Source organism: Syntrophorhabdaceae bacterium, from assembly GCA_028713955.1.
Classification (GTDB): Bacteria; Desulfobacterota; Syntrophorhabdia; order Syntrophorhabdales; family Syntrophorhabdaceae; genus UBA5609.
In genome coordinates, this window is the sequence record JAQTNJ010000233.1 from 1 (window position 1) to 4,957 (window position 4,957).

The following is a 4,957-nucleotide window of genomic DNA, read 5'->3' on the forward strand; positions in this document are numbered from 1 at the left end:
GTTAATCGGCGGAAGGCCTGGAGGATTTAACGGCCCCCTCCCTTGATGATCTTCCACGCGATCTTGTCTTTGAATGGCATCCACCTAAACAAGGCAAGGGCGGGTGTTAACTCCTTATCCATGGCCTTCCTTGCTTCCTTCCGGTATATCTTGACGCGCTTGTTGTTCATCTTCCCCATCGTTCCTTCCCATGTATCTCCTCATGGCATGGCTGGCATAGGCTCATGAGGTTAGACATGACAAGTCTTAGCTCAGGCTGCTTCTCTATGGGCTCTATGTGATGCACCAGGACAGCAGCCACATCCTGCCCTTTCTTTACATGCTGTTCACATAGTGGATCTAGCATCAGCTTCAAAGCCCTTACCCTCTGCCACTTGGCATCATACCCGCGCTCTCCACTATTACCACGCTCTGCATCGTAGCGTTCCCGTTCCTTGCGCCTGTGCTGCTCACATCGCCCGCCATCCGTAAGGGCAGGGCAACCAGGATATGAGCATGGCTTCTTTGGTTTCGTTGGCATCTCAATTCATCTTCACCACGTTCGGCCTTGCCATGATGATCTTGGCTGTTTCGCCCGCCGCCTTCTTGCGCAATTCTTCCAATGCCTCGGCTGCGAAGAACTCTATCCCACAGCCTGTACACGCGATCTTTGGCAGGCTCGTTGCCATCTTCATCTGGCCCATGCTCTGGCCCATGGGGATCAGGTATGATGTCACTAATAACTTGCTCTTCCCGTCTGCGATAAAATCCTTCTTGCATACCGGGCACGTCGCTATGATCTTCGGTTCGTTTCCTTCCGCCATTATTCGCCTCCTTTGTTCACCCATTATCACCCCGCAATCTGAAGCCTCTCGGCCCCTATGCTTACGATCTCTTGCTTGACCTCGCATCCGCTTGCTGCGTTCTGGATCTCACATAATCCCGGCAGATATTCCGGGTGTTTATTCCGTGGGTATTTCGATAGGATCTCATAGAGCTTTTCAAATTCCTTCTGTTTCCATTTCTCTTCATCGGTCGTCATGTTTCCCGCCAGTCTCACCCATCCACCCATAACCCCGATCACAGAATGAATGACGGGATCTGAAAACCTCACGCTCTGATAGTGGCCTATCCGCTTCACCGTTTCCAATACCTCAATCCATGCCATTGTCGCCTGATTCAATGTCGTTCCCCTGATCTCCTGGATGATCTCGGCGGGCTTTGGGAATGAAGCTGTTCCCCGTGAGTAGATTATCCCCTTGACTGCCTTCTCTATTTCCGTGATATCAAATCCTTTAAGCGCCTGATAATAGACCTCCATTTTCAACTTGCTCGGCGGTCTGCCGTCATCATAGACCTCGGCAAGCACAGCCATAAGTTCGGCAAATTTCAGTTCATCCTGGTGTTGCATGATTCCTTTCCTCCAGCCATGCGGAAATTCCCGGTTGCGGTTTGGCCGACAGGCCGCTCCTCCCGTGGTAACGTCCATTGGCTATCTTTGTAAAATTCTTCGGTCTTACCAGCCATTCAAGATCGGCTACAAAAGCCTCTTTGGTTCGTCCCATTAAAAAATCGGACTCTTGAACATACCGGAAGTATTGCTCCCACCAATCCAGATTTTGCCTCACCGGATCTTCCTTCCAGCGTGTCCGTAGGATCACCTGAAGGTTCTCCGGCCAATGTTTTACCCTGGGCAATTCGGGGAGTGTTTTATGATAGAGGTTTATGATTTCAGTTTGTGGGCATGGGGGGTATTTGCCGTTTCCGTCCGAAACAGTTTTTTCAGTTTCGGACATAGAACCGTTAGGTTCTGTTATGGGGTTTGAAGATGAAACTGAAACTGAAACTGAAGACCGGTCTTTTTGGTTGTCGCTTTGGTTATCCAAATTTTCATTGATTTTTTTTAATTTTGGATTGCCGCCTAATTTTCCAACTTCTTTTCTTATTTGAGATATTTCATAATCGCGTACTATTCGTCTTGATATTATGGTTATGTTTTGGTTATCCAAAATACTACCGGACGCAATGCGTTTTTCGATCAAAATTTGAAAAATTTCTTTCGTTTTTTTCTCGGTTTTTCTCAAAATCCGTGCCCATTCCCTCATCGGCTTGGTCGCCTCGCCCCTCTTTTCAGACCACCACAGGCGGCAGCAAATTCTTATCCATGCGCCTTCAACTTCAAGGTCTTGATCATCAAGATCCCGCGTCCAATCAGAAGGATAAAATAGAAAAGCTGGATTCTTGCCCACTATTCCCCCACCATTCCCTTCACCCTGATTTCTGTCCTTGGATGATCCAGGTCATGCCGTTTTCTGCTGCCGTCCCAGGACGCAATCTGTTTGTCATTCGCCCATAGAATTCCTTCCATTGCGTCCGCAATCGACTCCATGCATCCACTGAGGTCGGGCTCAGGGCCTTTGTAATAAAACCGCGCCTCAACATGTATCGGCCCCACCAGCGGCGGTATCATGGCCTTTGCCCACGCCTCTTTCCGCGCCTGCTTCTCCCATGCCGTGTATGCCTTGCTAGGCAGGATCATGGGACGGCGGGGACAGTTCCGTCCGCCGATCATGACAACCTGCTTGCTGTTCTTCTTTGAGACAATCGAGCCGGGGATCGAGAGGAAAATTTCGGTCATGACGTACGAGCCTCCTTCAGCCTCTCGATCTCTTCTACATGAGTCACAACGACCCTCTTCCACTGCTCGATCTCGGCCTTCAGTGCGGCGATCTGCTCTTCCGCCCTCAATGCCCTTTCATGCCAATGTGCGAAGGGAGTGTTTTGATAGACATTGAGAAGATCGTCCTTCTCCTTCAGCGCGGCCTCAGCGTCGGAGTAGAGGACATAATCGCCTGTGGTGTAGGGTTCCATTTCGGCCCGACACTCATCCTCTATGAAATCCAGTATTGGCTGGTATCTTTTCATCGCTCCTCCACGCCGCACGTCAGGCGGTTACCATCTCTCTAATTCCCGTTCATAAGCCTCTTGTGCCGATTCTCTGGCGGCATCCCTGTAATCGCGTTCCAAATCACGCATTGTCTCGTTGTATTCGTCTTGACTTATGCGGCCCTCTTCAAGCATACGTTCCAATACCTCTACTTCTCTATCCCATTGATTCATCATTTCCTCCCCTTCTCATACGCCCCGCACGTCAGGCGGCAGTCCCTCTTGATTTCACCCCCGCCGCCGCCCTTGCAAGGTCCGTCGTGTTGCTGTGGACGGTCCTGTCGCCGGCGGCCAGATCGAACTCGACTTGGCTTTCATTCATGATCCGTCTGATCTTCGCCGTGCATTTCTCAGGAGCCTCAATGATCTCCCTGGCAAAGCTGATCTTGATTTCGGCTTCCACTCCCTGGGGAGCGGGGGAGAGGCCGACGCCGATGCTGATCCTGGTCCCGGCTCCGATGTTCATGTATGCTTCATTAATCGCGCTCTGGTTCTCGCTCAATAACGCCTCGATGTCCCCGGCGATCATGCCTATAACTCTTGGTCCAATATGCTCTTCCATGATTCTCCTTTCTTATGCGGCCCTCCTGATCTGCCGCCTCCAATAGCGGGTGATTTTTTCATATTGCGCCTTGATCTCCGCGGGAATGTCATAGGATTTCTTTTCAAGGTATTTGCCTGTTACAAACCAGTTCCCGGCGAGCACCTTTTCCCGGCCCTCGACCATCTTCTTGACTTGGTCGTCGATCTCCTCATATTCCTTGACGGCTGGCTTCAGGGCGTCCAGGCGGTCAAGCATTGTCGCCAGTTCCCCGGTGTCAACCTCGATCTCCTTGCCGATGTGATCCGGCAGGCAGATGTGGGCGAAGGCGCAGCCGTCGCACCATAGATCATCGTTGATTGGATTGGGCAGCGTTCCCGTAGCGACGTGGGCGTTGACGGCCTCGGCACGTTTCAAGAGGGTTTCGCCTAACTCATAATCCAGAGGCACCCATATTTCCTTCATGGCGCCAGAGGTCTTGTCTTTGAATAGGATCACGCCCTTTTCCTTGTTCGCCATAAGGCAATACAATGTAAGCTGTGCGGGGTACTTTCGGAGATAGGCATATTTACCGCCTGTCAGGTCCGCCACGCTGTTTATTGCCTTGAACACGAAGGGAGAGCAGGACTTGATTTCGAGAGGCCATGAACCGTCATCCAAGAGTATGGTCCCATCTGTATGGCCCGTAATCTGATACTCCGGCCATTGAAAGGATCTCTGCTGCTCGATCACGGTCAGGCCAGCCTCGTCAAGTTCCCGGAGCACGATCTTTTCGATCTCGTTTCCCATGTCGAAAACCATTTGAAGGCCGACATCATGCAGACTCTTTTCCTGCCATCGTGTACGGTTCAGGACGTGGTATCTGATGCAGGGGATCCCCAAGTCGCTCGCCCTGTTGCTGTTCACCGGAAACTGTTTGATCTTCCGGGCCTTGCTTTCAAGAATTTTTTCAACGATCATGGCGATACTCCTGTCTGTCGCACGTATAATCCCCACGGACCCGATAACGGACGAGATCCCTCTCGCCGATGATCCGGCACATCCCTTTGACGTTATATTGGACAAGTTCTCCAGGTTGAAGATAAAGATTTATGAAATTGATGCAGTAACGACAATTTTGGCTTTCATCCGTGGATCCCTTGCGGTAGCGGATCTCGTCCTTGATCTTGAGTCTCGGCAATGATCCCATTATGCTCAGCCCTCCTGTCCGGGCTCGCGCTCGGTCTCCACCCCCGGCCCCTCGTCGGCAAAAATGATATTCTCGGCATCGTTTCCGTATTTATTTGTAACGAAAGTAATGACCACCTTCCGGGCCGCGTCTTTCGCCTCTTTCGCCGTCTTTGCCAGCGTCTCGGAGAAGGTCTTGTATTCCTTCCCCTCTGCATTGATCTTATAGAGGGGCGATTTCATCAGCGATCCGTCCTTCTTTTTCGTCTGCATCTTAATGTCCGTGATGAATGTCTCGATGGTCGTCGATCCCTCTGAGGCGAT

General features: G+C 51.2%; 12 protein-coding genes. 1 reads left to right on the forward strand and 11 read right to left on the reverse strand.

The genetic code is table 11. The features are described 5' to 3' along the window. Positions 1-26 precede the first annotated feature (26 nt). From PHU49_14545 to PHU49_14590, 10 genes are read right to left on the reverse strand one after another with little or no spacing between them, the layout of a single operon-like run. On the reverse strand, positions 27-179 hold the full coding sequence (locus PHU49_14545; GenBank protein ID MDD5245225.1) for a hypothetical protein: 153 nt from the start codon (positions 177-179) through the stop codon (positions 27-29). Beyond that, complete coding sequence (locus PHU49_14550; protein ID MDD5245226.1) at positions 167-520, reverse strand: HNH endonuclease signature motif containing protein; 354 nt, start codon at positions 518-520, stop codon at positions 167-169. The genes PHU49_14545 and PHU49_14550 overlap by 13 nt, the downstream gene beginning before the upstream one ends. A 1-nt stretch (position 521) precedes the next feature. Continuing rightward, a complete protein-coding gene (locus PHU49_14555) occupies positions 522-803 on the reverse strand; it encodes a hypothetical protein (protein ID MDD5245227.1) in 282 nt (93 codons plus the stop codon). Positions 804-829: 26 nt separating this feature from the next. Continuing rightward, entirely contained in the window at positions 830-1,390 is a 561-nt protein-coding gene (locus PHU49_14560) for a DUF6475 domain-containing protein (GenBank protein MDD5245228.1), read from the reverse strand. Beyond that, positions 1,374-2,228 (reverse strand): hypothetical protein, encoded by an 855-nt coding sequence (locus PHU49_14565; GenBank protein MDD5245229.1) that lies wholly within the window; start codon positions 2,226-2,228, stop codon positions 1,374-1,376. Before PHU49_14565 ends, PHU49_14560 begins: the two co-directional genes overlap by 17 nt. Continuing rightward, complete coding sequence (locus PHU49_14570) at positions 2,228-2,617, reverse strand: RusA family crossover junction endodeoxyribonuclease (GenBank protein ID MDD5245230.1); 390 nt, start codon at positions 2,615-2,617, stop codon at positions 2,228-2,230. Before PHU49_14570 ends, PHU49_14565 begins: the two co-directional genes overlap by 1 nt. After that, positions 2,614-2,904: a hypothetical protein gene (locus tag PHU49_14575; GenBank protein MDD5245231.1), complete on the reverse strand. Its 291-nt coding sequence runs from the start codon at positions 2,902-2,904 to the stop codon at positions 2,614-2,616. The genes PHU49_14570 and PHU49_14575 overlap by 4 nt, the downstream gene beginning before the upstream one ends. Before the next feature lie 27 nt (positions 2,905-2,931). Next, positions 2,932-3,102: a hypothetical protein gene (locus tag PHU49_14580; GenBank protein ID MDD5245232.1), complete on the reverse strand. Its 171-nt coding sequence runs from the start codon at positions 3,100-3,102 to the stop codon at positions 2,932-2,934. A 28-nt stretch (positions 3,103-3,130) separates the two neighbouring features. Beyond that, complete coding sequence (locus PHU49_14585; protein ID MDD5245233.1) at positions 3,131-3,487, reverse strand: hypothetical protein; 357 nt, start codon at positions 3,485-3,487, stop codon at positions 3,131-3,133. Between the two features lie 12 nt (positions 3,488-3,499). Then, on the reverse strand, positions 3,500-4,426 hold the full coding sequence (locus PHU49_14590; GenBank protein ID MDD5245234.1) for a hypothetical protein: 927 nt from the start codon (positions 4,424-4,426) through the stop codon (positions 3,500-3,502). On the opposite strand from PHU49_14590, the gene PHU49_14595 reads away from it, so the two are divergent. Further along, entirely contained in the window at positions 4,425-4,649 is a 225-nt protein-coding gene (locus PHU49_14595) for a hypothetical protein (GenBank protein MDD5245235.1), read from the forward strand. The two genes, PHU49_14590 and PHU49_14595, sit on opposite strands and share 2 nt — an antisense overlap. A gap of 11 nt (positions 4,650-4,660) precedes the next feature. On the opposite strand, the gene PHU49_14600 is transcribed toward PHU49_14595, so the two are convergent. Further along, the coding region (locus tag PHU49_14600; protein MDD5245236.1) for a hypothetical protein at positions 4,661-4,957 on the reverse strand (297 nt) is incomplete at its 5' end.